Annotated in this window: 19 protein-coding genes; 7 read left to right on the forward strand and 12 right to left on the reverse strand. The window is 73.3% G+C overall.

The window, feature by feature from the left end:
- Positions 1-31 precede the first annotated feature (31 nt).
- The gene (locus ABT008_RS25850) at positions 32-1,264 is read right to left on the reverse strand and encodes an APC family permease (protein WP_350699246.1); all 1,233 of its coding nucleotides are present in this window, start codon (positions 1,262-1,264) and stop codon (positions 32-34) included.
- 9 nt (positions 1,265-1,273) lie between these two features.
- A complete protein-coding gene (locus ABT008_RS25855) occupies positions 1,274-2,005 on the reverse strand; it encodes a phosphatase PAP2 family protein (protein ID WP_350699342.1) in 732 nt (243 codons plus the stop codon).
- 135 nt (positions 2,006-2,140) lie between these two features.
- On the opposite strand from ABT008_RS25855, the gene ABT008_RS25860 reads away from it, so the two are divergent.
- Entirely contained in the window at positions 2,141-3,352 is a 1,212-nt protein-coding gene (locus tag ABT008_RS25860) for a DUF4032 domain-containing protein (protein WP_350699248.1), read from the forward strand.
- Positions 3,353-3,363: 11 nt separating this feature from the next.
- Here ABT008_RS25860 and nagA read toward each other — a convergent pair whose 3' ends face one another.
- The 3 genes from nagA to ABT008_RS25875 are packed head-to-tail and all read right to left on the reverse strand — an operon-like array spanning position 3,364 to position 6,466.
- On the reverse strand, positions 3,364-4,473 hold the full coding sequence (nagA, locus tag ABT008_RS25865) for an N-acetylglucosamine-6-phosphate deacetylase (RefSeq protein ID WP_350699250.1): 1,110 nt from the start codon (positions 4,471-4,473) through the stop codon (positions 3,364-3,366).
- On the reverse strand, positions 4,473-5,540 hold the full coding sequence (locus ABT008_RS25870) for an ROK family protein (RefSeq protein ID WP_350699252.1): 1,068 nt from the start codon (positions 5,538-5,540) through the stop codon (positions 4,473-4,475). Before ABT008_RS25870 ends, nagA begins: the two co-directional genes overlap by 1 nt.
- The gene (locus ABT008_RS25875; RefSeq protein WP_350699253.1) at positions 5,537-6,466 is read right to left on the reverse strand and encodes an SIS domain-containing protein; all 930 of its coding nucleotides are present in this window, start codon (positions 6,464-6,466) and stop codon (positions 5,537-5,539) included. The genes ABT008_RS25870 and ABT008_RS25875 overlap by 4 nt, the downstream gene beginning before the upstream one ends.
- A gap of 264 nt (positions 6,467-6,730) precedes the next feature.
- Between ABT008_RS25875 and ABT008_RS25880 the strand changes: the two genes are divergently transcribed.
- The 6 genes from ABT008_RS25880 to ABT008_RS25905 all read left to right on the forward strand — a co-directional run bounded on the left by ABT008_RS25880 (position 6,731) and on the right by ABT008_RS25905 (position 11,880).
- Positions 6,731-7,516, forward strand: a complete 786-nt coding sequence (locus tag ABT008_RS25880) for a DeoR/GlpR family DNA-binding transcription regulator (protein ID WP_350699255.1) — start codon at positions 6,731-6,733, stop codon at positions 7,514-7,516.
- 154 nt (positions 7,517-7,670) lie between these two features.
- Entirely contained in the window at positions 7,671-8,681 is a 1,011-nt protein-coding gene (locus ABT008_RS25885) for an ABC transporter ATP-binding protein (protein WP_350699257.1), read from the forward strand.
- A complete protein-coding gene (locus tag ABT008_RS25890; protein WP_350699259.1) occupies positions 8,678-9,685 on the forward strand; it encodes an ABC transporter permease subunit in 1,008 nt (335 codons plus the stop codon). Before ABT008_RS25885 ends, ABT008_RS25890 begins: the two co-directional genes overlap by 4 nt.
- Positions 9,686-9,839: 154 nt before the next feature.
- On the forward strand, positions 9,840-10,250 hold the full coding sequence (locus ABT008_RS25895) for a DUF3263 domain-containing protein (protein ID WP_350699260.1): 411 nt from the start codon (positions 9,840-9,842) through the stop codon (positions 10,248-10,250).
- 54 nt (positions 10,251-10,304) lie between these two features.
- On the forward strand, positions 10,305-11,276 hold the full coding sequence (locus tag ABT008_RS25900) for a hypothetical protein (RefSeq protein ID WP_350699262.1): 972 nt from the start codon (positions 10,305-10,307) through the stop codon (positions 11,274-11,276).
- Positions 11,277-11,379: 103 nt separating this feature from the next.
- Complete coding sequence (locus ABT008_RS25905; protein WP_350699264.1) at positions 11,380-11,880, forward strand: GNAT family N-acetyltransferase; 501 nt, start codon at positions 11,380-11,382, stop codon at positions 11,878-11,880.
- A gap of 261 nt (positions 11,881-12,141) precedes the next feature.
- On the opposite strand, the gene ABT008_RS25910 is transcribed toward ABT008_RS25905, so the two are convergent.
- Genes ABT008_RS25910 through ABT008_RS25940 form a run of 7 tightly spaced genes read right to left on the reverse strand, consistent with a single transcriptional unit; the run spans position 12,142 to position 20,560 of the window.
- A complete protein-coding gene (locus ABT008_RS25910) occupies positions 12,142-14,439 on the reverse strand; it encodes an AAA family ATPase (protein ID WP_350699265.1) in 2,298 nt (765 codons plus the stop codon).
- A gap of 38 nt (positions 14,440-14,477) precedes the next feature.
- Complete coding sequence (locus ABT008_RS25915; protein ID WP_350699267.1) at positions 14,478-14,987, reverse strand: hypothetical protein; 510 nt, start codon at positions 14,985-14,987, stop codon at positions 14,478-14,480.
- Between the two features lie 41 nt (positions 14,988-15,028).
- Positions 15,029-15,793 carry a GTP-binding protein gene (locus ABT008_RS25920; protein ID WP_350699269.1) on the reverse strand — a complete coding sequence of 255 codons (765 nt, stop codon included), beginning with the start codon at positions 15,791-15,793 and terminating at the stop codon, positions 15,029-15,031.
- Entirely contained in the window at positions 15,771-16,253 is a 483-nt protein-coding gene (locus tag ABT008_RS25925) for a DUF742 domain-containing protein (RefSeq protein ID WP_350699271.1), read from the reverse strand. Before ABT008_RS25925 ends, ABT008_RS25920 begins: the two co-directional genes overlap by 23 nt.
- Entirely contained in the window at positions 16,250-16,720 is a 471-nt protein-coding gene (locus ABT008_RS25930) for a roadblock/LC7 domain-containing protein (RefSeq protein WP_131055729.1), read from the reverse strand. The genes ABT008_RS25925 and ABT008_RS25930 overlap by 4 nt, the downstream gene beginning before the upstream one ends.
- Complete coding sequence (locus ABT008_RS25935; protein WP_350699273.1) at positions 16,717-19,401, reverse strand: sensor histidine kinase; 2,685 nt, start codon at positions 19,399-19,401, stop codon at positions 16,717-16,719. Before ABT008_RS25935 ends, ABT008_RS25930 begins: the two co-directional genes overlap by 4 nt.
- Positions 19,388-20,560: a hypothetical protein gene (locus ABT008_RS25940; RefSeq protein WP_350699275.1), complete on the reverse strand. Its 1,173-nt coding sequence runs from the start codon at positions 20,558-20,560 to the stop codon at positions 19,388-19,390. Before ABT008_RS25940 ends, ABT008_RS25935 begins: the two co-directional genes overlap by 14 nt.
- Positions 20,561-20,785 lie beyond the last annotated feature (225 nt).

Here is a 20,785-nt window from a genome sequence, read left to right on the forward strand (position 1 = left end):
GCACCGGCCACCACCGAGTGAGCAGCTCGGGTCAGGCGCGGGTGGGGCGCAGCGCGTACCAGGCGGCACCGAGGGCGAGTACCCCGAGGCCGGCGAGCACGCTGGTCAGGGGCAGGTTGACCGCGAGCAGGATGCAGCCGACCAGGCCCACCACCGCGAGCGCCCGCACCGGCAGCCTCCGTGCCGGGTCCCGGCCGAGGGTCAGTGCCGCCGCGTTGGTGATCGCGTAGTAGACCAGCACGGTCACGCTGGAGAAGCCGATCGCGGCCCGGACGTCGCCGAGCGCCACCACCAGGATCACCACGGCGGCGACGGCCAGTTCGGCGCGGTGCGGCACCCGGTGTACGGGGTGCACGGCCGCCAGGGCGGCGGGCAGGTCGCGGCGGCGGGCCATCGCCAGCGTGGTGCGGCCCACCCCGGCCAGCAGCGACAGCAGCACCCCGGTCACCGCGACGGTCGCCCCGGCGCGGACCACCCACGCCAGGCCGGGCAGCCCGGCGGCGCTCACCACGTCGGCCAGCGGTGCGGTGGATCCGGCGAGCCGGTCGGGCCCGAGCACTCCGAGTGCGATCACGGCCAGCACCAGATAGATCACCAGCACCAGGCCGAGCGCCAGCGGCACCGCCCGAGGGATGGTCCGCTCCGGCTCGCGCACCTCCTCACCGAGGGTGGCGATCCGGGCGTACCCGGCGAAGGCGAAGAAGAGCAGCCCGGCGGCGGTGAGCACACCCCGCGCGGAGCCGCCGGGCTGGTCGATCCGGTCGATCTGGACGCCGGTCGCGCCGGCCACCGCGACCAGGGCCAGCACCGCCAGCACGACCAGCACCAGGACCCGGGTGGCGGTGGCGGTCTTGGCGACCCCGCGCAGGTTCACGCCGGTCACCGCGACGACGGCGGCGACGGCCACGAGCCGGGTCTGCCCGGGCCAGAGGTACGCCCCGACGGTCAGCGCCATCGCCGCGCAACTGGCCGTCTTGCCGACCACGAATCCCCAGCCGGCGACGAAGCCGGCGAACGGGCTGAGCCGTTCCCGGCCGTAGACGTAGGTGCCGCCGGACTCCGGGTAGTGGGCCGCCAGCCGGGCCGAGCTGGTCGCGTTGCAGAACGCCACGGCACCGGCCAGCGCCAGCGCGACCAGCAGCCCGGTGCCGCCGGCTGCCGCAGCGGCCGGTGCGAAGACCACGAAGACGCCCGCGCCGAGCATCGACCCCAGACCGATGACGACCGCATCCGGTACGCCCAACCGCCGTGCCAACCGTTCCACGGCGGCAGCCTAGGGGAGTTCGGTGAACGGAGCGCTCCAATCGCGTAGCCGACCGGGGAGCGGTAGCCCGTCCCAGGGCACCCGGTGCAGCAGCCGGTCCAGCAGCAGGCCCAGCAGCAGGGCGGCCAGGCCGTCGGTGAGCCAGTGGAAGTTCAGGTACGTGGTGGTGACCAGCAGGATCGCCGGGGGCGCGTACCGGACCAGCCGGTAGAGCCCGGTCGGGAGCCGGCCGGCGGTCAGCGAGAGCAGCAGCACGGCGATCACGCCGTACCAGACGATCGCGTTGGCCACGTGGCCCGACGGGTACGACAGTGAGTAGACATCCGGTGGCAGTGCGTGGAAGATCTGCACCGCCTCCTCCGGTGCCAGGAACGGCTCCTTGACCGAGGCGGTCGGGGCGGCCCGGTCGGTCCAGAGCTTGAGCGGGCCGATCGTCAGCATGGTGATCACGAAGGCGGCCCCCACCAGCAGGAACGGCCGGATCGTACGGCGCCGCCAGGCCACCGCCACGGCCAGTCCGCCGGAGAGCGGCAGCAACAGCCCGCCGCCCTGACCGAGCAGGTTGAACGCCCGGGCGATCCAGTACACCGGGGTCGGTGCGTGGGCGAAGGCCCACTCGCTCACCGCGAGGTCGAGACCGTAGTACCGGCCGGTGGCGAGCACTGCGGTCAGCGCCGCGAACCCGGCGATCAGCAGGGCGTCGAACCACCAGCCGGCCGGGCGTACCGGCGCCGGGCGCAGCCTCCGGGGTGTCGTTTCCCGCACCCCGCCACGCTACCGGCCCGCCCGGACGGACGGACCGCGCCTCCGCCTCGGCACTGTGGGGCCGACCACGCGGGGAAGCGTTCCGGGCGGCGAGCCGTCAGACTTGACGCCGTGCGGATCACTTCGGCCCTCGTAGACCCGGCGTTGCTCGACCTGCCCTGGTCGACACCGCTGGAGGAGTGGCCGGCCGAACACCTGGTCGCGCTGCCGCAGGGCATCTCCCGGCACGTGGTGCGCTTCGTACGCCTCGGCGGGTTCGTCTACGCGGTCAAGGAGACCGGCGAGCGGGTGGCCGAGCGGGAGTACGACCTGCTGCGGGCGCTGGAACGGATCGACTTCCCGTCGGTGGAGGCGGTGGCGATCGTCGCCGACCGGCAGTCCGACGCCGGTGAACCGCTCGACCCGGTGCTGATCACCCGCCACCTCCAGTTCTCCCTGCCGTACCGGGCGTTGTTCTCGCACACGCTGCGGCCGGAGACGATGGGCCGCCTGCTGGACGCGCTCGCCGCGCTGCTGGTCCGGATGCACCTGACCGGCTTCTTCTGGGGCGACTGCTCGCTGTCGAACACGCTGTTCCGGCGGGACGCGGGCGCGTTCGCCGCATACCTGGTCGACGCCGAGACCGGGGCGCTGCGTAGCGCGCTCTCCAACGGCCAGCGCGGTGAGGACCTGGAGATCGCCCGAGTCAACATCTTCGGCGAGGCGCTCGACCTCGCCGCCGCCGGCCTGCTGCACGACTCGATCGACCCGGAGGTGGTCTGCGAGGAGGTCGTGCAGCGGTACGAGCGGCTCTGGCACGAGATCACCTACGAGCAGCAGGTGGAGCGGGACGCCCGACACGACGTCGAGGGACGCATCCGGCGGCTGAACGAGTTGGGCTTCGACGTGGCCGAGGTGGCCATGTCGACGATCGACAACGGGCGGTACCTGATCCGGCCGAAGGTGGTCGACGCCGGCTACCACCACCGGCGACTGCTCCGGCTCACCGGTCTGGACGCCGAGGAGAACCAGGCCCGCAGGCTGTTGAACGACCTCGACGCGTACCGGGCGGAGAGCGACCTGATCGACGAGCAGCAGGCCGCGCACCGCTGGTTGACCGAGGTGTTCGAGCCGGTGGTCCGCGCCGTGCCCGCGCACCTGCGGCGCAAGTTGGAGCCGCAGGAGCTGTTCGCGCAGATCATCGAGCACAAGTGGCTGCTCTCCGAGGAGGCTGGCCGGGACGTCGGAATGCGGCACGCGGTGCACTCGTTCCTCGGCGACGTGCTGGTGCACCGCCCCGACGAGCAGGCGGTGCTCGGCGTGGAGATCCCGGCGCCCCGCTGACCCCGGTCGGGTCACTCGACCCAGGCGCCGCCGCGCATCACCCGGACGACCCGCAGGTCGTCGTCGAGCACCACCAGATCGGCGCGCAGGCCGGGCTGGAGAGCGCCGACCTGGTCGGCGAGGCCGATCGCGAGGGCCGGCGTGGTGGACACCATGCGGACCGCGTCGGGCACCGGGACCCCGGCGGACACCGCGTTGCGCAGCGCCGCGTCCATGGTCAGGGTGCTGCCGGCGATCGCGCCGTCCCGGGCCAGCCGGGCCTCGCCGCCGGTCACGGTCACCGCCTGCCCGCCCAACTCGTACTCGCCGTCGGGCATCCCGGCGGCGGCCATCGCGTCGGTGATCAGCGCACAGCGCTCCGGGCCGGCGGTGCCGGTGGCGAAGGTCAACGTGCCCTGGTGCAGGTGCACCCCGTCGGCGACCAGCTCGCACACCACGTTGGGCGCGGTCAGCAACGCCACCACCGGCCCCGGCTCGCGGTGGTGCACCGGACGCATCCCGTTGAACAGGTGGGTGCCGACGTTCGCCCCGGCCGCCACCGCGGCCACGGTCTGCTCGTACGTCGCGTCGGTGTGTCCCACCGCAGCGACCACGCCGTGCCGGGTGAGCAGCTCGATGGCCTCCAGCGCGCCGGGGCGCTCCGGGGCGAGGGTGACCATCCGGATGGCCCCGTCACCGAGCTTGATCAACTCGTCCAGCTCGTCGGTGGACGGGTCGCGGAGGAACTCCGGGTTCTGCGCGCCGCACCGGGCGGCGGACAGGTACGGCCCCTCGAAGTGGATACCGGCCAGCACGCCGTCGCCCACCAGCGGCGCGAACGCGGTGGTGGCCGAGCGCATCAGGTCGAACGGCGCGCTGACCAGGCTGGCGAGCAGGCTGGTGGTGCCGTGCCGCAGGTGGAACGCGGCGGCGGCGCGGGCCTGGTCGGCGTCGCCGGTGGTGAAGGTGTGCCCACCGCCGCCGTGGGTGTGCATGTCGACGAAACCGGGCACCACCCAGTGGCCGTCCCGGACCGACGGGTACTCGGCGACAGCGCTGATCCGGTCACCCCTGACCTCGACGCAACCCTGCCGGACCACCCCGCTCGGGGTGACCACCTTGCCGTTAACCCGTTCGGTCATCACGTCTCCAACTGGTCGAGGGCGAGCAGGGCGGCACCGAGGCAGCCCGCCTCGTCGCCGAGGGCGGCCGGGACCAGTCGCGGCTCCCGGTGGAACGTCAGCCGGTCCCGCAGCGCCGTACGCAGCGGGTCGAACAGCCCGGCACCGGCCTGGGCGAGCCCACCGCCCAGGACGATCGTCTCCACGTCGAAGAGGGCCTGGCCGGTGGCCAATCCGTCGGCCAGCGCCGCGACGGCCTCCCGCCAGACCCGACTGGCGATCTCCTCACCGGCCGCCGCGCGGGCGGCCACCTCGGCGGCGCTCACCATCGTCTGCCGCGTACCCGAGCCGGTGGCGGACCCGCCGTCCGACCCGGCGCGGTCGGTGGCGGCGCTCGACCCGGCGTGTTCGGCGTCGGACCCGTCGGTGGCCGGCGTGGTGGCGGACCCGTCGATGACCGACGTGCTGGCGGCGGTGGTGAGTGCGGCGTAGCGGCGGGCGACGGCCGAGGCGGAGGCGATCGACTCCAGGCAGCCGGCCCGGCCGCAGCCACAGGGCGGGCCGTCCGGGCGGACCAGGATGTGGCCGAGTTCGCCGGCCGCGCCGTGCGCGCCGGTGGCGGCCGATCCGGCGACCACGTGTGCGGCGGCGATGCCCGTGCCGATGGCCACGAACAGCACGTGCCCGGCGTCGCGACCGGCCCCGAGGCGCGCCTCGGCGAGTCCGCCGGCCCGCACGTCGTGCCCGAGCGCCGTGGGCAGGCCGAGCCGTGCCGTGGCCAGCGCCCGCAGGGGTACGTCCCGGAAGCCCACGTTCGCCGACCAGACCGCGACGCCGCGTGCCTCGTCGACGACGCCCGGCACCACGATGCCGAGCGCGGCCGGGGCGAGGCCGTCGGCGCGGGCCTTGTCGGCCAGCCCCTCGGCCACGGCGAGGATCGTGTCGACGACCGCCTCGGCTCCCCGGGCCGCCTCGGTGGGGTGTCGTTCGGCGTGCACCACGGCACCGTCGGGTCGGATCAGCGCGCACTTCATCCCGGTGCCGCCGACGTCGAGTGCGACGACGACCCGCTCGTGTGCTGCGGTCACGTGAGTACCACGGACCTGCTCAGGTGCCGGGGTGCGTCGGGGTCGAGCCCGCGACTGGTGGCCAGGGCGACGGCGAAGCGTTGCGCCAGGATCAGGTCGGCCATCGGGTCCACCGGCGTACGCCCGGCGGCCCAGCGGCCGAGCACGGTCCGGACACCGTGGGTGCGGCTGTGCGCGAACGCGGCACCGGTGGCGGCGACGTCCTCGGGCAGCCCGTCGGGCAGCTCGCCGAAGGCCCAGACCAACCGGCCGGGCGCGGCCACCGAGATCGGGCCGTGCCGGTAGTCCATCGCCGGGTACGCCTCGGCCCAGAAGGTGGCCGCCTCGCGGCACTTGAGCGCCGCCTCCTGGGCCAGTCCGATCGTCCAGCCCCGGCCGAGGAAGGTGACCTGCTCGATCAGGCTCGGGTCGATCGGCAGCGGAGCGCGGACCGCGACCTCCGCGTCGGCGACCAGCGCGGTGATGTTGTCGCCCAGGTGGGCGCGGAGCAGCGCCAGCGCGGTGGTGGGGAAGCGGGTCTGGATCACCGAGCGCTCGTCGGCGAAGGGCATGGGGACGCTGGCGTCGGCGATGTCGACCGCCGGTGAGGCGGGGTCGCCGACCAGCACGGTGGTCGGGATCTGCCCGCGTACCGCGGCGAGCAGGTCGAGCACCTCGGTCGTGGTGCCGGAGCGGGTGATCGCCAGCAGCCGGTCGTACCGTCGGCCGGCGGGGAACTCGCTGGCCTGGAAGGCGTCGGTCTCGCCGTGCCCGGCGGCCTCGCGGCGGGCCGCGTACGCGGAGGCCATGAACCACGAGGTGCCGCAGCCGACGACGGCGACCCGTTCACCGGTGCGGGGTAGCCGGTCGACCACCGAGGGAGCCAGCTCGGCCGCCTGGCGCCAGCAGTCCGGCTGACTCGTGATCTCCGCGGAAACGTAGGTCATGAGAACTCCTCGCAGGCCGGCTCGCTGCGCGGGGCAGCGTGTCGCGTGGTGCAACGTGTCGCGCGGTGCAACTCAGGTGCGCAGTGCGGCTAGCTGCGCGATTAAGCTCGTTAACCGCATCTTTCGAGCGCCATTCTGCTCGAAACGCGGTGGTAATGGCAACCGCAGGGGTGAACGCGCAGCCGGAGGTTTTGCCACATCGTAGTTTCGCGCACTACTGTGCACGCAACCAATCACGGATCGTGCAGTGACGGAGGCTCCGGGGTGGACCGCTACGCGAGATGGAACGCCCTGCTCGAAATGCTGACCGACTCCGGTCGGGTCACCGTCGAGGAGGCCGCCGAGCGCCTGGACGTCTCCCAGGCCACCATCCGCCGCGACTTCGACCAGCTCGCCCAGCAGCAGATGATCACGCGTACCCGGGGTGGTGCGGTCGCCAACGGCGTCTCGTACGACCTGCCGCTGCGCTACAAGACGGCCAAGCACTCCGCCGAGAAGCAGCGCATCGGCACCGCCGCCGCGGCGCTGGTGTCGCCGGGCACGGTGGTCGGCCTCAACGGCGGCACCACCAGCACCGAGGTCGCCCGGGCGCTGGCCGTCCGCCCGGATCTCAACACCAACGCCGAGGGCGCGCAGTTGACCGTGGTCACCAACGCCCTGAACATCGCCAACGAGCTGCTTGTCCGGTCTCGGATGAAGGTCGTGGTGGCCGGCGGGGTGGTGCGGCCCAAGTCGTTCGAGCTGGTCGGCCCGCTGGGCGGGGCGCTGCTGCGCGAGGTCACCCTGGACGTGGCGCTGCTCGGCGTGGACGCGATCGATCCGCAGCTCGGCGCCGCCGCCCACCACGAGGGCGAGGCGGCGATGAACAACCTGATGGTGGCCCGGGCCAAGCGGGTGGTGATCATCGCGGACTCGTCCAAGTTGGGCGGTCACGCCTTCGCCCGCATCTGCTCGGTGGACCGGGTCGAGACGCTGGTCACCGACTCGGGTGCGGCACCCGAGGTGGTCGATGCCTTCCGCGTCGCGGGCGTCCACGTCATCTGCGCCTGACGTGTAAGGAAGGGCCCCTTCCTAACGTCTCCGGTAGAGCAGGGGACCCCTGCTAACACATCTCCCGGCGTGGCGGTGCATACCGGGTATTGTCATCCGCTGCATACCGCGTATGGTGTCGTCGTCGCCCACACACCAACGGGGGAGGTGCAGCTTGCCAGCTGTCCTGGAAATCGAAGGTCTACGAAAGACGTACCGGAGCCGACGACGTGGCACCCGCAACGCCTTGGACGGCTTCGACATGCGCGTCGAGGCGGGGCAGGTGCACGGGTTCCTCGGCCCCAACGGGTCGGGCAAGACCACCACACTGCGTACGCTGCTCGGCCTGATCCGGCCCGACGGCGGCCGAATGGCGATCCTCGGGCACGAGGTGCCCGCAGCGCTGCCGCAGGTCGCCGGTCAGGTCGGCGCGATCGTGGAGAGCCCGCAGTTCTTCCCGCACTTCAGCGCCAAGGACACCCTGTCGCTGCTGGCCGGCGCCGGTGACGTGCCCGCGCAGCGGGTCGACGAGGTGTTGGAACTCGTCGGCCTGCGCGACCGGGCCGGGGAGCGGGTCAAGACGTACTCGCTCGGCATGAAGCAGCGACTGGCGGTCGCGTCGGCGCTGCTCAAGAACCCACGGCTGCTGATCCTGGACGAGCCGGCCAACGGCCTCGACCCGGGCGGCATCCGGGAGATGCGCACCCTGATGCGCAACCTCTCCGAGTCCGGGATGACGGTGGTGCTGTCCAGCCACATCCTCGGCGAGATCCAGCTCATCTGCGACTCGGTCACCATCATCTCGCTGGGCCGGCGGGTCGCCTTCGGCCCGGTCGACGAGGTGCTGGCGCAGCACTCGTCCGGCGGGGTGCGGGTCCGGCTGGAGGCCGTGACCGACCTGCCGGTCGCCGCCGCCGCGCTGACCCAGGCCGGCGTACGGGTCACCACGAACGACGACCACCTGATGCTCGCCGGGGTGGACAAGCCGGCCACCGTCACCCGGCTCCTCGCCGAGCAGGGCCTCTACGTCAGCGAACTCGCACCGATCGCGGTGGACCTGGAGAGCGTCTTCCTCGAACTGACCGCCACCGCACCGGTCCCCGGTCAGCACCGGCAGGTCGACCAGTCCGTACGAATGGATGGGGCGGCACCGTCCGCGCCCACCGCAGGAGGTTGGGGCGCGTGAGTCTCTTCCGTACCGAGCTGCGCCGGTTGGCCAAGCGGCGCTTCACCCGCTTCATGACGGCCGGTGGCCTGCTGGTGCTGGCCCTCGTCGTGGTCGGCATGTTCCTCAGCAACCAGAAGATCGGCGCCGGCCAGTGGGCCGAGGCCGAACGCGCCGCCGACCGGCAGCACCAGGAGCAGGTCCGCGGGGCCGAGCAGGAACGCGCCGCCTGCGAGCGGGCGAAGACGGCGGGCGAGGAGTTCTGGACGGACGACTGCGCCGACATCAGCGCACCGGCGCGTGAGGACATCCAGGCGGAGTGGTTCCTGCCCTCGACGTTCGACTTCCGGGACAGCTTCGGCGACATGCTGATCCCGCTCGCCGCGATCCTGGCCCTGATCGGGTTCGTGGTCGGTGCCTCCTTCGTCGGCGCCGAGTGGAGCACCGGCGGGATGATGAACCTGCTGCTCTGGCGACCAAAACGGCTGACCGTGCTGCTGACCAAGCTGGGCGCGCTGCTCACCGGGTTGCTCGCCCTGGCGCTGCCCGCCACGGTGGCCTGGTTCGGCAGCCTGTGGCTGGTCGCCAACCTGCGCGGCAGCACCGAGCAGATGACCTCCGGCGTCTGGCAGTCGTTCCTGCTCACCGGAGCTCGCGGCATCGTGCTGGCGCTGGTGGCGGCGACCGTGGGCTTCGCCCTGGCATCGTTGGGTCGGCACACCGCGATGGCGCTCGGTGGGGCGATCGGGGTGCTGGTGGTCGGTCAGGTGGCGATCGCCATGCTGCTGAGCATGATCCAGGTGCGTTTCCTCGACGCGTGGCTGCTGCCCACCTACGCGTACGCCTGGATGACCAAGAAGGTCGAGCTCCAGGACTGGCGCTCCTGCAACGACTCGTACACCGGCGTGTGTGAGCCGGCCACGCTGGACATCACCTGGCAGCACTCGTCGGCGTTGTTCACCGTCGGCATCGTGCTGGTCCTCGGCGGGGCACTCTGGGCGATGCGCCGCCGCGACATCAACTGACCCGACCGACTGCGGACACCACCGCCACCACCGACCTCGGGGTCAGTGGTGGCGGTGGTGCGTTCGCGGCGCAGTGCATCGGATGATGCCCCTGGTTAGGCTGGTGGACCCGGTTGGCGCTGCTCGCGCCGGCCGCCCCTCGCAGAGGAGCCCCATGCAGCCCGCCGACGCCGCTGAGACAGCGGAGACCGGTCCGGACGCCGTCACGGTGCCGCCGCCACGGTCCGCCCCCGAGGTGGAGTCGACCCCGGCACCGCCGGACGTGGTCGCCGCCGGCGCGGGTGGACCCGACCCGGACGGCGACGCCGCGCCGGAGGCGGCCGCTGCGCCCCCCGCAGGGCTCAGCGAGCGCGACCGCGAGATCCTCGCCTTCGAACGTCAGTGGTGGCGGCACGCCGGTGCCAAGGAACAGGCCATCCGGGACCGTTTCGGGCTCTCCGCGACCCGCTACTACCAGTTGCTGAACGGATTGCTGGACAATCCGGCCGCGCTGGCCGCCGACCCGGTGCTGGTGGGTCGGCTGGTCCGGTTGCGCGCCTCCCGCGCGCGGAACAGGCGCCGCTGACCGGGGAGAATGTCGGACCGCGCGGTGGGTAGCCGGGGCACGGAGGTGGCGACGATGACCGGAGCCGGCCCGGCGCGACCGAGGCGTACCGCACAGGCGACGTATCCGAGGACGGACGCGGGGCTGCCCGAGGCCGTCTCCGAGGAACGTCGGCGGGGCGCGGCGGTCGGCACCGCGCCGACCATGCGGGTACGCTCCGCGTCCGCCCCGCCACCGGGCCGGACGGTCAACGAGGACCTGGTGTTCCGGTTCGGCCCACTGGTCGGAGTGCTCGACGGGGCGACCGTGCCGGAGGGCTTCGACACCGGCTGCGTACACGGGCCGCAGTGGTATGTCCGGCACCTGGCCGCCCGGCTGGGGCTGGCCGAGGCGACCCGGCCGGCGGCGACGTTGGTGAGCAACCTGGCGGCGGCGATCCTGGCGGTCCGCGCCGACCACGATGGGCAGTGTGACCTCGACCACCCCGGTACGCCGTCGAGCACGGTGTGTCTGCTGCGCGACGGTGGTGACCAGGTCGACTACCTGGTGCTCTGCGACAGTCCGCTGGTGCTCGACATCGGCGGACGGGTCGGGGTGGTCACCGACGACCGGCTGGCCACCTCGGTGGCCCGCCTGCGTGCCGTCGCCACCGCGCTGCCCGATTCGGCCGACCGGGCGACCCGCTTCCGGCACGCCGTCACCGCACAGCGCGAGCAGATGAACCGTACGCACGGTTACTGGGTCGCCGCCGCCGACCCGGACGCGGCGTACCAGGCGGTGGTCGGCACCCTGCCGTTGCGGGGCCCGGAGGCGCTGCGGCGCGCGGTGCTGCTCAGCGACGGAGCCTCCGCCGCCGTCGAGGAGTTCGGCCTCTTCGACTGGGCCGGCCTGCTGGACGTGGTGTCCACCGGCGGGCCGGGCGCGCTCGTCGACCTGGTCCGGGCGGCCGAGCGGGACCACCCCGACCGGCTGCGCCGGCACAAACCGGCCGACGACGCGTCCGCCGTCTACTGCGAGTTCACTCGGTCGGACGACAGCGGAGCGTGAGGTAGGACGAAATCCGGTCCGACCGGTCGAACCCGTCCACCGGAGGGGTCGGTCGGCGCGGACCGGGTGGACTTGCGGCGCCGGGCGCGGGAGACTGCGGCACGTGACGGGTGCGGTCCGGTTGGAGCCGGTAGACGAGAAGAACCTCGAACCGTTGCTCTCCGTAGCGGCGGCCGAGGCGGAACCGGCCGAGGTGATGCCGCCGGTGGAGGCACCGGCCGGTTGGTCGCACGCGCGGCGCGAGGCGTTCCGGGACTACCACCGGGCCAGCTTCGGCGGGCTCGACGGCCCGACCCGCACCGCCATGTACGCCATCCTGGCCGGCGGTGAGGTGGTCGGCATGATCCGGATGACCCGGCGCGACACGCCGGACACCGTCGAGGTGGGCATGTGGCTGGGCCAGTCCGCCCGAGGCCAGGGCATCGGGCGGGCGGCGCTGTGCGAACTGCTCAACCTCGCGCCGGACGCCGGGGTGCGGACCGTGGTCGCGGACACCACGGCGGACAACCACGGCGCCCTGTACGTGCTGGAGAGGTGCGGCGCCAAACTGCGCGAGGACGGCGACCGGGTGTCCGCCGAGATCTCCCTCGACCCCACCCGCTGACCCCACCCCCCGCCCACCCGTCCCCGCCGCTTCGCCCACCCGTCCCCACCGCCACGTCGCCCCGTCCCCACCGCCTCGCCGATCATGGAGGTGTGGTCGACGAATCGCACCGATACGCGGCTTTCGTCACCGCCACAACTCCATGATCGTCGGGGTGGTCGGGGTGGTCGGGGTGGTCGGGGTGGTCGGGGTGGTCGGGGTGGTCGGGGCGCGGGGCGTCGGGGCGCGGGGCGACGAGGGGCGCGGAGTGGTCGGGGTGGGTCAGCTGCGCTTGTCGGCGTATGCGGCCAGCCAGGCGACCTGGGCGGGGTCGAGGGACGGGCGTACCCGGGAACGGGCGGTGGCGACGTGGTCGGCGGTGACCGTGGCGGCGGTCAACGACTCGCGCATCGCGGCCAGCGCCGCCTCCCGGACCAGCGCCGCGCAGTCGGCGGCGGAGAAGCCGTCCAGCTCCGCGCCGAGCGAGGGGAGGTCGACGTCCTCGGCGAGCGGTACGTTGCGGGCGGCGGCCCGCAGGATCTCCGCCCGCGCCTCGGCGTCCGGCGGCGGTACGTAGACCAGCCGTTCCAGCCGCCCGGGACGCAGCAGCGCCGGGTCGACCAGGTCCGGCCGGTTCGTCGCGCCGATCACCACCACGTTGCGCAGCGACTCGACGCCGTCCATCTCGGTGAGCAGCGCGGCCACCACCCGGTCGGTGGTGCCGCCGTCGCTGGCCTGGCCGCGTACCGGCGCCAGGGCGTCCACCTCGTCCAGGAACACCAGCGTCGGCGCGGCCTCCCGCGCCCGCCGGAACAGTTCACGGACCGCGCGTTCGCTCTCGCCGACCCACTTGGACAGCAGCTCGGCGCCCTTGACCGAGAGCACGTTCGCCCGGCCGGACCCGGCCAGCGCGGTCACCAGGAACGTCTTGCCGCAGCCGGGCGGACCGTAGAGCAGCACGCCACGCGGTGGCTGCACGCCGAGGCGGGCGAACGTGTCCGGGTAGGTCAGCGGCCACAGCACCGACTCGGTCAACGTCTGCTTGACCTCGACCAGGTCACCGACGTCGTCGAGGGTCACCCGGGCCAGTTCGAGCGTGGAGGCGGCCATGGTGGTCGGCCGGACCACCTCCAACGCGGCGGAGAAGTCGGCCATCGCGACGGTCGGGTTCTCCACCGACTTCTGCCGCAGGGCCGCGCGCACGCCGGCCTCCCGCACCAGCGCGGCCAGGTCGGCGGCGACGAACCCGGGGGTACGCCCGGCGACCTCGTCGAGCCGTACGTCCTCGGCGAGCGGCACCGGGCGGGTCAGCACGGTGAGCTGTTCCCGACGCAGGGCGGCGTCGGGCAGCGGGACGTCGATCCGTAGCGAGAGCAGGTCCGGGGCGCGCAGCGCCGGATCGACGGCCTCGGAACGACCGGTGGTGCAGACCACCGCAGATCCGGCCCGGACGATCTCGGCCAGGCACTGCCGGAACACGGTCGCGACCGGGCCGGGACTGTCCGCCGGGGCCAGTGCCTCCACGTCCGAGACCAGCAGCACGGCCGGGCCACCGGCGACCACCTCGGCGGTCACCGACCGGAGCCGGGCCGCGGCCGAGGAGTTGGTCAGCGCCGCGACCTCGGGCGCCCAGAGTTGGTGCACCCGGGCACCGACCTGCGCGGCCACCGCCCGGACCAGCGCGGACTTTCCCGAACCGGCCGGGCCGGCGACGAGTACGCCGAGCGCGACGGTGGTGCCCAGCCGGCCGAGCACCTCGCCGTGGTGGAAGCCCAGGTCGAGCAGTTCGGTCAGCTCCTCGGCCTGCGACCGCAGGCCGGGCAGCTCGTCCACCGAGGGGACGTGCTCCTGGTGCACCTCGCTGTCGACCCAGACCTCGGCACCGGTCTCCGCGTCGGCGTCGGTGCGCCGGTCACCGCCCACCGTCGTACGCCCACCGGCCGGTCGCCCCAGCCCGGCGGAGACGGCGGTCGCCGACCGGCGGACGTCGGTCTCGCCCCGGGTCTCCGGGCCGTGCTCCCACCCGACCAGGGTGTCCATGGTGACCAGGGCCCCCGGGGCGGGGTCGGCGTCGACGACGCGGAGCAGTGTGCTGGTCCAGGCGTAGCCGACCCGGGTGGAGAGGCTGCGTCGGGCGGCCTCCACCAGCGTGCGCGTCGAGGCGTCCGGCAGGACGTCCTGGGGCAGCAGGGAGACGTCGTCCCCGGCGGTGACCACTTTGCCGAGCAGCGCCAGTCGCAGCATCTCCGGGGAGACCACCGCGACGATCTGGGCCGGGCCGGAGAGCAGCACCCGCCGGGCGGCGCTGACCGGGGCCGCGCTGACCGTGACCTCCCCGCCGTCGCGGACACCGAGGTTGCCCAGCGTCAGGTCGTCGGCGTGCAGCAGACCGGCGCCGGATCCCGGCTCGGCCTCGGCGGCGATGCCGGCGGTCACCCGCCGACCGGTCAACCGGACCGGATCACCGGCCCGTAACCCGAGCGCGGTGAGCGCTTCGGGGTGCAGCCGGACGATGCCACGCCGGGCGTCCAGCGCGGCCGGACGCAGACTCGCGATCAGGGTCAACTCGGGTTCGCCCACCCGAGCGACCCTAACCGGCCCGGTCACCCCATGTGCGATCAGCCCGGCGGATGCTCGCCGGTGAGCAGGGACGGGTCACGACGGATCAGCTCGGCCAGCCGGGCTGCCGGGTCCGGCTCCGGCGCGTCCGGAGTGTCGGACCAACCGGGCGCGGTGCCGGTCGTCAACGGCCAGGCCGGCGGCGGGGTGGTGGGCTGCCCGCTGACCGCGACCTCCTGGCCGACCCAGGCCACCCGCAGGTCGTACGCGGTGCCGTCGTGGTCGACCCGGGCTGTGACGCTGGTGCCCGGATGCGCCGCGACCACGGCGCGCAACGCCTCGGCGACCTCCTCCACGACGTGCCGCGGGGGCGTTCCGGGTACGCGCTCCGACGCCCCGGCCCAGCCGGGACCCGCGTTACGGCTGTCCGTCCGGCTCACCGCCGCACCGGACGGCACGTCCGGCCCCGGCTCGGGCTGGTCGTCGGCCGACGGATCCGTGGACCGGCGGCGCAGCGCCTCCTCGCGCCGACGCATCCGGGCCAGTGTCTCGTCCAGTCCGCCCCTCATCCGCCTCACCCCTTCCCACGAGCGGCCGTGAGCCGGTCGGCTCAGGCCCGCTTGTCCCGGATCGCCCGGTCCAACGCCCGATCGAGGACGACCAGCAGGGCGTCCCGCACCGAGAGCCGGTCCCGGGCGTCGAACTGCACCAGAGGTACGTGCTCACCGATGGCCAGGGCCCACCGGATCGCGTTGAGGTCGTGTGCCAGATGCCCGTCGAAGGCGTTCACCCCGACCACGAAGGGCAGGCCGGCCCGTTCGAAGAAGTCGATCGCCGGGTAGCAGTCGTCCAGCCGGGCGCTGTCCACCACCACCAGCGCGCCGAGCGCGCCCCGGGCCAGGTCGTCCCACATGAAGCCGAAGCGGGCCTGGCCGGGCGTGCCAAACAGATAGAGCTTCAGGCTGCGGTCGATGGTGACGCAGCCGAAGTCCATCGCCACGGTGGTCGTGGTCTTGTCCGAGCGCTGGCCGGGGTCGTCGACCCCGATGCCGGCGATCGTCATCTCCGCCTCGGTGGTCAGCGGCACGATCTCCGATATGGCGCCCACGGTGGTCGTCTTACCCACTCCGAAGCCCCCGGCCACCAGGATCTTGACCGGGATCGGCGGGGTCCGGCGGTGCGCACCCGTACCACCGGATCCCGCCGGGGGCCGGTACGGCGGTGGCGGGGCCACCGGGGCGGGGGGCGGCGGCGGGGTGGCCCGTCCCACCGACGGGGGGACCGGCGCGGAACCGCCGTAGCGGGCCGCGGCGCTGTTGGCGGAGAGCGCGCCCTGCGGGGCGACCGGCCAGTCAGGAGATTGCACGAAGTCCATCAATCACTCGCAGGATGACGTCGGGGTCGAGGGCGTCGTCGGCATCGTTGACGTGTACGTCCAGATGGCCGGCGGCCCGCAGGTCGCCCACCAGGACCCGGGTCACACCGAAGTGCAACCGGGTCTTGGCGGAGATCTCGGCGACCGAGATCGGGTCGCCGCAGAGTGCCACGATCGCCTGGAGTTCCGGGGTCAGCCGGGCGGTCACACTGGTCCACGGTTCGGGGCCGGGCCGGGCGGTCACCTGGGTCTCCAGGCCGATCGACGGGTCCGCGCCGGCCACCCGCCCGGCCGTGAGCACGAACGGGCGGAGTCCGGTCGGACCGGCCGCCTCGGGTTCCGATCCGACCGCCGCCGGTGCGTCCGCCGGTCCGGCGTCGCCGGCCGGGGCGGGCTCACGCAGGTAGGGCCGGATCCGGAACACCGGCTCCGGTTCCGCACCGGCGGCGTCGGGATTCATTGCTGAACGGAGTTCTTGAGTTCGGCGATCAGGCGCGGGGTGAGCGCGCTTCCGGCCCGACCGGCGAAGAGGGTCATCTCGTACGCGACGGTGCCGAGGTTGGCCGACCGGTCGGCGACCACACCGAGCACCGAACCGCTGCTGATCGCGCTGATCAGCAGGTAGCCCTCGGCCATGTCCACCACGACCCGGTTCAGCCCGCCCAGCGCGTACCAGCTCGCGGCGCCACCGGCCAGGCTGGTCATGCCGGAGACCACTGCGGCGAGTCGCTCCGCGTTGGACCGGTCCTTGATCGCGGACATGGCCATCAGCAACCCGTCGGACGAGACGGCGATCGCCTCCAGCACCCCTGCCGTGCTCGAGGTGAAGGTGTCCAGAAGCCAGTTGAACGTGCGGGCCTCGGGACTGAGGTCGCCGGCCGGGTGACTCTGGTGGTCGAGGTTCTCGTGTACGTGCGGGCTGGTCAAAGTGGCGTTCCTTCTTCGTCGCTGCGGTCGGGACGGGCATCGCGCAGAGCCCGGGCGACGCCGGTCTCGAACGCGTTGATGAGATCGCGGACCTCGGCCGGGTCACCGGGGTTCTGCGCCATCGTCTGGCGGGGCGTGGTGGCGATCAGGTTTGCGCCCGGCACCCGCCGGCTCAGTTGGATGGGTGCACCGGAGGGCGCGGGCTCGACCGGCTGCGGGAGCGCCGCCGCCCGGCTCTGCTCGGCCCGGCGTACGCCCGACTCGAACTGCTCGACGAGGGCACGGGCGGCGACCGGGTCGGCGCCGGTGGCGTCCACCGGACCCACCCGGGGTGCACTTCTGGACAGGCTGGCACCGGGCACCCGCTGCCGGATGCCGGGCAACGGGCCGGTCGGGCCGCTCGGCGCGGTCGGGGTGGGCGGGGCAGGTGGGGTGAGCGGCGGCACCTGTGCCGGCTCGGTCCCGGCCGGTGCAGCGGGGTCGCCGGCGGCCGGACGGTCCGGTGTGACGGTGTGGTCGGGTGTGCGCGTGTGGTCCGGTGCGACGGTGTGGTCCGGCGTCACGGTGCCCGGAGCGGTGGCGAAGGCGTCCCAGGACGCACCCAGCTCCATGCTCTCGGTGGCCCGGCTGAGCAGCTTCTGGTCGAAGCCGGGCAGCGCGGCGGCCTCGACCGGTGGCCGGACCGGACCGTCGGCCCCGACCGGCACCGGTTCGGCCTGGGCCGGGCCGCCCAGCGCCGGCACGGGCGGCGGGGTGCCCGGGTCCGGCTGGTGCCGGGTGGGCAGCGCGACGGGCACGCTGGCCCGGGCGGTGGGGATCACGCCGCCGGTGCCGAAGACCAGCGACGCCCGGGGGATCAGCACGGTGGCGGTGACGCCGCCGCCCGGCGTCGCGGACAGGCCGACGCCCCAGCCGTGCCGGCGGGCCAGCCGACCCACCACGAAGAGTCCGAGCACCTCGGTCGGAGCGAGGTCGAGCCGTTCCCGGCGGGTGAGCCGGACGTTCTCGTCGGCCAGCCGGGCCTCGGTCATGCCGATCCCGTGGTCGACCACGGTCAGCCGGGCGCCGTCCTCGGTGATCTCGCCGCCGACCACCACCCGGGTGTGCGGCGGGGAGAAGACCGTGGCGTTCTCCATCAACTCGGCCAGCGCCAGCACCAGGTCACCGATGATCGCCGGGGCCGCCGACACCTCGGCCGGGACCGCGACGTCGACCCGGGTGTAGTCCTCGATCTCACCGAGGGCGAGGCGGACCGCGTCGGCCAGCGGGACCGGCGCGACGTGGGTGACGTCGCCCGTGGCGCCGGAGAGCACCACGAGGTTGCCGGCGTTGCGCCGCAGCCGGCTGGAGATGTGGTCGAGGCGGTACAGGCTCTCCAGCCGTCCCGGGTCGGCCTCCTGCTGCTCCAGCCGGTCGATCAGCGCGATCTGCCGGCCGACCAGGTTCTGCGTACGCCGGCCGACGTGTCCGAACATCTGGGCCACGTTGCGCCGGCTGGCCACCTGCCGTTCCACCAACTGGGCTGCGGTGCTCTGCACCCGCTCGAAGGCACGGGCCAGGTCACCGATCTCGTCCCGGGCGCGTACGTCGACCCGGTCGAGCCGGATCGGCTGGGCGTTGTCGGTCTCGTCGTCGGCGACTCGCACCAGTTCGGACTCGGCGACCCGGGCGACCCGGTCGGCGGAGCGGGTGAGTCGGGTCAGCGGCCGGGCGACGGTCCGGCCGATGGCCAGGGCGAGCAACACCACCACGACCAGGATCAGCAGCACCAGGGCGGTCACCCAGTACGCCTCGGCGAGGGCGGTCTGCCGGTCCGCCCGCACCTCGGCGGTCACGTCCGCGACCAGCTTCTTCTCCACGAACTGACCCAGGGTGATCAGTGAGGAGATGGACGGGTAGAGGACCTCGACGGGCGTCTGCGACACCGCGCCGACCGGGTCCAGCGAGCTCTGGTCCAGGAAGCCGGGCCCGGTTCGGGCGTCCAGGGCGGCCTGCTCGATGTCCATCAGAGCCAGTTGCTCGGGCGTGATCAGGCCGATCAACTGGTTGGTCTGCGACTGGAGGGTGGCCATGTTGGCCACGAAGACGGTGGCGAGCTGCGGGCTGGGCTGGGCCGCGACCAGCACCAGCAGGGCGGCGCCGCTGCCGAGCCCCTCGCTCTTGCGCAGGATCCCGTCCAGCGCCAGCACCTGCCGCCCGGCCGAGGTGCGGGTGTCCACGTCGTACGGCAGGCGCAACGAGTCGATCAGTCTGATGTGCACCGGCCCGTACGCGCCGATGACCTGGTCCGGGCTGGCCTGTCCGGCCAGCGTGGCGCTGCGTACCGGGGCGAGTTGCCGGACCCCGTCGAGCGCGGTCGACACCTCGGGGGACAGTTCGTCGCCCAACTCGGTGCGCAGGTCGACGATCAGGTCGTCCACCTCCGCGATCTCCTGCACCAGGTCGGTGCGCTCCACCTGCCGCAGCAGCAGGCCGATGGCGAGCATCCGCTCCCGCTGGAGGTGTTGCAGCAGGGTGCCGACCCGGCTGGCGACCTTGACGGTGCTCTCGATGTCGCCGGCCCGCTGGGCGACCCCGGCGCGTTCCCACACCACCGGCAGCGTCAGCCCGAGCATGCAGAGCAGGGGGATGAGCACCAACAGGGCGAGTTTGCCCCGGATCCGGAGCCTATCGAGCAGCATCGAAGGGCCTCCACCGATCCGGGTCGTGGCCGTGCCCGACCGGCTGGAGCGCGCGATCGCCCGGCGTACGGGTGGGCTCCCACGGGCTGTCGGCCGGCTGCTCCGGGTCGCCGGCTTCGGCGTCGGTGGCCTGCGGCCGGCCGGTGGTGTCTCTCGGGCGAGACAACCACCCGCTCACCGCCAGGGCGATCAGCAGCAGCCCGGCGATTCCGCCCGCGACCATGGTCAGCAGGTCGTCCCGGTCGAGCTGGTCGATCCGCTCCACCAGCAGCCGGTCGATCTCGTCGAGCAGGATCGGCTGGAGCTGCGTGGCGGCCCGCTGGGCGTCGTCCCGCGCGCTGGTCAGCCGGACCAGGTTGACGGTGCCGGTCCGGTTGTCCGGCTGGGAGTGGACCGCCATCGCCTCGGCCGCCCGCTGGTAGGCGTCGAACGGCGTGAGCACGCTCGCGCCCAGGTCGGCGCTGGCCGAGCTGTCCACCACCGCGCGTAGGTTGTTGACCAGGTCGTTGGCGGGTTGCAGCGCGGCGAGCCGCAGGGTGGCCAGCTCGCTGAGGGTGCGTACCCGGTCGCTGGCGGGCCGCTGCTGGGCCAGGACCGCTATGTCGACGAGCCGCCCGGCGGCCACCGTCGCCTCCGGCATCTCCTCGCCGACGCCGTCCTGGAGGAAGTACGAGGCGGCGCCGGAGTCCCGGATCAGGCCGGAGGTCTCGCGCACCTTGCCGTGCAGGGCCAGCAGCAGGTCGGTGACCTCCCGGTACGCGCTGTACGCCGCCTCCGGGTCGAGCGAACGCTCGGGCAGCGCCTCCAACTTGGCCCGGATCCCGGCCCACCGTTCGCTGGTGCTCAGCTCGCCACCGATGCGGGCGTCGACGGCGGCGGCCCGCTCGACGGCCTGCTGGAGGCTCTCCCGAGGCGGTTGGCGGTCGGCCACGGCGGCGCTCTGCGCGTCGACCAGCGCCTCGGTCACCGGTCCGAGGGCGCGCAGGTACTCCACGCCCAGTCGCTCCTGCTTCAGGGCCTCGCGGTCGGCGTCGATGTACTGGTGAGCCCGTACGACGAGGAACGCCACCGGCAGCAGCAGCGCGGTGGCGAGTAGCAGCGGCAGGATGCGGCCCGGTGTCCGGGGCCGGCGACGGACCCGCGAAGCGGGAACGGTCATGGTTTCTCCTCCGGGTGGCGCAGCGGTCGGGGGATGGCGTCAAGGAGCCGGTCCCGTGCGCCGGACCGGAAAACTAATCGAACCGGGACTGTCTGTATCGGTCTCTCCGGGTCAGGTTTGCGTCACTTCGAGCGATGTGACGGAGGATTAACTGATTGACTACGGTGGGTTCTTTTTCCGTGGAGATACGTCGTAGTTGCGCGTAGTTTCCAGTGAAAGGCATTA

Origin of the sequence: Micromonospora sp. NPDC002389, assembly GCF_040296095.1 — a bacterium.
Classification (GTDB): domain Bacteria; phylum Actinomycetota; class Actinomycetes; order Mycobacteriales; family Micromonosporaceae; genus Micromonospora.